Consider the following 719-nt stretch of genomic DNA (forward strand, 5'->3'; position numbering starts at 1 on the left):
TCAGTGTATCAACTGATGGTGCGAGTCCTAAGTTGACAAAATCAATTATGGCAGAGCTTGAGGCGTTATATCCACCATCATACAGTTCGTATATCGACTTTTTATATACTTGCCGACAGAAAATAAAGTTACTTGATATGAATCACAGCGAAAAGCAGCAATTGTTATCACAAATAGTGACGAAAGAATTTATAAACGATACTAAACAAGCTCAATTTTTAGCGTGGTTGGATAAAAAATAATAACTGTGTGCCGTCTAAAGGCAGTCTTGAAGTAATAACATGTCTGTTTGTAAATGAAGATGGGATGCATACTAATAATTTCTAAGCGAAGATGATAAACATATGTAAGATGATTTCTAACATAGAGAAATAGACGATTTGAAAAATCTTAATAAATATATAGGTTATTAGAAAAACTGGTTGAAGTTGCTATGAATAATAGCTAATTTTAGCCAGTTTTTTTGTGTAATAGAACCGAGAATTCAACCATTGCTATTAAAAATGATACTTATGAAAAGATTCAAATTAATCAATTGGATTCAAATAGTCATTAGAGATACTGCATAAAAATTAGATAACCGAATTAACTATTACGCAAAAAAGATTTTTTTGATAAAATGAGATAACTTAAATATAAAAAATTATATTAATTATAATATTTAAGTTAAAGAGGGGGATTATGTAAATTGTATTAAAAGTGGAGGGAGAAAATAATAT

The 719-nt window shown here is 28.4% G+C and carries 1 pseudogene; it reads left to right on the forward strand.

Annotated features, from left to right (window positions below):
* A pseudogene (locus tag IDG60_RS18330) lies at positions 1-242 on the forward strand (NAD(P)-binding protein); the annotation flags it as partial.
* Between the last annotated feature and the right edge of the window lie 477 nt (positions 243-719).

The organism is Staphylococcus sp. EG-SA-2 (assembly GCF_017152085.1).